Origin of the sequence: Mesorhizobium sp. M7A.F.Ca.US.014.04.1.1, from assembly GCF_003998745.1 — a bacterium.
GTDB lineage: Bacteria > Pseudomonadota > Alphaproteobacteria > Rhizobiales > Rhizobiaceae > Mesorhizobium > Mesorhizobium ciceri.
Window position 1 is genome coordinate 1 of the sequence record NZ_RZRW01000645.1, and the last position, 3,019, is coordinate 3,019.

Here is a 3,019-nt window from a genome sequence, read left to right on the forward strand (position 1 = left end):
GTCGGTTTCGTAGGGCCCGTGTACCTCGAATGTCTGCGGGCCGGTGGGGGTCTGCAGCGTCCACACATATTCGCGCGCGCCCGAATAACGCAGCATCAGGCAGTCGTGCTTCTTGCCGATCAGTTCCTGCGGCTCAATCGGTTCGCCGCGCGCTTCGAGATATTTCGGCGCCGCCACCAGCACGCGCTCGCATTCCATGATGCCGCGCATCCTGAGGCTGGAATCCTCGATGATGCCGAGCCGGAAGGCGACGTCGATGCCTTCCTTCATGATGTCGACATTGTGGTCCGAGAGCCTGAGCCGCACCTCGATATCAGGGTATTTGTCGTGGAAATCGGGGATGCCCGAAGCGACCAGCCGGCGGCCGAGGCCGAGCGGTGCCGTGACGCGGATGGTGCCGCGCGGCTGGCCGGAAAGGGCAGAGACTGCCGCTTCCGCCTCGGTGATTGCCTCCAGCACCTGCTTGGCGCCCCCGTAAAAAACCGTGCCATGCTCGGTCGGCATCAATTGCCGTGTGGTGCGGTTGAACAGCCGCACGCCAAGGTGCTTCTCCAGTTCCTTGATGCGGTTGGAAGCGACCGCCGGCGAAATGCGCATGTCGCGCCCGGCCGCCGACAGATTGCCGAGTTCAACGACGCGAACGAAGACGGCGATGTTGTCGAGATAGGCCATGCGGAGCACCTTCGCCGGTTTGCAGGATCAACCTAGTATTTTCCATTTTTTTTTGAAAGTCCTCGTGCGCCTCGCCTCTTTCCGTTTGCGCTCCAGCCCGTAAAGTCACCCAATCGGCAGGGACGATTTCAATGATGGATTTCGCGATTTTCTGGGATTGGCTGAGTTTTGCCGTGCGCTGGCTGCATGTCGTCACCGGCATCGCCTGGATCGGCTCGTCGTTCTATTTCGTCGCGCTCGATCTCGGCCTGCGCCAGCGTCCCGGCATGCCCGTCGGCGCCTTCGGCGAGGAATGGCAGGTGCATGGCGGCGGCTTTTATCACATCCAGAAATATCTGGTGGCGCCGGCCGAAATGCCGGAACACCTGACCTGGTTCAAATGGGAATCCTACGCCACCTGGCTTTCCGGCTTCGCCATGCTGTGCGTCGTCTATTATGCCGGGGCCGATCTGTTCCTGATCGATCCGAACGTGCTGCCGATGTCGGTGCCGGTCGGCATCCTGCTGTCTCTGGCAACGATCGGCGTCGGCTGGGTGGTCTACGATCTGCTGTGCCGCTCGCCGCTGGGCAAAAGCGACACCGGCCTGATGCTGGTGCTCTATTGCGTGCTGGTGTTCATCGCCTGGGGACTGACCCACCTGTTCACCGGCCGTGCCGCCTTCCTGCATCTGGGCGCCATCACCGCCACGATCATGTCGGCCAATGTCTTCATGGTCATCATCCCCAACCAGAAGATCGTCGTCGCCGACCTCATCGCCGGCCGCAAGCCCGACCCGAAATACGGCAAGATCGCCAAGCAGCGCTCTCTCCATAACAATTACCTGACGCTGCCGGTGCTGTTCCTGATGCTGTCGAACCACTATCCGCTGGCGTTCGGCACTGAGTTCAACTGGGTCATCGCCTCGCTGGTGTTCATCATCGGCGTGCTGATCCGGCACTATTTCAACTCGGTCCATGCGCGCAAGGGCAATCCGACCTGGACCTGGATGGCGGCACTCGTCCTGTTCATCGTCATCATCTGGCTGTCGACCGCGCCGAAAGTGCTGACCGGCGAACCCAAGGAATCCGCGTCGGCGCAAGTCTATGTCGCTTCAGCGCATTTCCCGGCGGTGCGCGACACCGTGCTCGGCCGCTGTTCAATGTGCCACGCGGCGGAGCCGGTCTATGAGGGCATCTATCATGCGCCCAAGGGCGTGATGCTCGACACCGATGCGGATATCGCCAACCACGCCCGCGAAATCTATCTGCAGGCCGGCCGCAGCCACGCCATGCCGCCCGCCAACGTCTCTCAGATCACCGACAAGGAACGGGCGCTGCTGGTGGCCTGGTTCGAAGGCGCAGGGAAATAGCATGAATTCGACACTTCTGCGCGGCCGCACGCTGTCCTTTGTGCGCTGGCCGCAAACTCTCGAAGACCATTCCGCCTGGCGCTACGAGGAGGATGGCGGACTGCTGATCCGTGACGGCAGGATCGTCGCCGCGGGTAGTTATGCCGATGTTGAAAAGCAAGCCGACGAAACGGTGAAAAGGATTGACCACCGGCCGCATCTGCTGCTGCCCGGCTTCATAGATGCCCATGCGCATTTTCCGCAGATGCAGATCATCGCCTCCTACGGCGCCGAACTGCTCGACTGGCTGAACACCTACACTTTTCCGGAAGAAACGAAGTTCGCCAACGCCCAGCACGGCCGCCGCATCGCGCGGCTGTTCCTCGACGAAATGGTGCGCCACGGCACCACGACGGTCGCCGCCTACTGCTCGGTGCACAAGGCCTCGGCCGAAGCCTTCTTCGCAGAATCGCATGACCGCAACATGCTCAACATCGCCGGCAAGGTGATGATGGATCGCAATGCGCCCGACGGCGTGCTCGACACCCCGCAATCCGGCTATGACGACACAAAGGCGCTGATCAAGGAGTGGCACGGCAAGGGCCGCCAGCACTACGCCATCACGCCGCGCTTCGCCATCACCTCGTCGCCGGAGCAGATGGAGATGGCGGGCGTGTTGTGCCGCGAACATCCCGGCCTGCACATGCAGACGCATCTGTCGGAAAACCACGCCGAGATCGCTTTCACGCAGGAACTCTACCCGTGGGCGCGCGACTACACCGACGTCTACGAGCATTACGGGCTGTTAGGCAAAAAGAGCCTGTTCGGCCACTGCATCCATTTGTCGGAGCGCGAAGCGGATGCGCTTTCGGACTCGGGCTCGGTGGCGGTGTTCTGCCCGACCTCGAACCTTTTCCTCGGCTCCGGCCTCTTCGATTATCAGCGCTTTCGCCGACGCGACAAGCCGATCCGCATCGCCGCCGCCACCGATGTCGGCGGCGGCACCAACTACTCCATGC

The 3,019-nt window shown here is 61.9% G+C and carries 3 protein-coding genes; 2 read left to right on the forward strand and 1 reads right to left on the reverse strand.

Going from position 1 to position 3,019, the window contains the following annotated elements; translation table 11 throughout:
* Positions 1–672, reverse strand: a 672-nt coding sequence (locus EOA22_RS29190) for a LysR family transcriptional regulator (protein ID WP_164755958.1), incomplete at its 3' end; no start/stop codon positions are given.
* A gap of 131 nt (positions 673–803) precedes the next feature.
* Here EOA22_RS29190 and EOA22_RS29195 point away from each other — a divergent pair.
* Both EOA22_RS29195 and guaD read left to right on the forward strand, forming a co-directional pair.
* Positions 804–2,021, forward strand: coding sequence for a urate hydroxylase PuuD (locus EOA22_RS29195; protein WP_024501931.1), 1,218 nt, complete (start codon positions 804–806; stop codon positions 2,019–2,021).
* 1 nt (position 2,022) lies between these two features.
* Positions 2,023–3,019, forward strand: a 997-nt coding sequence (guaD, locus tag EOA22_RS29200) for a guanine deaminase (RefSeq protein ID WP_127390416.1), incomplete at its 3' end; no start/stop codon positions are given.

Bases quoted from the DNA above. Each gene is read 5' to 3' on its own strand.
- EOA22_RS29195 (WP_024501931.1), top strand. From the start codon at position 804: ATGATGGATTTCGCGATTTTCTGGGATTGGCTGAGTTTTGCCGTGCGC.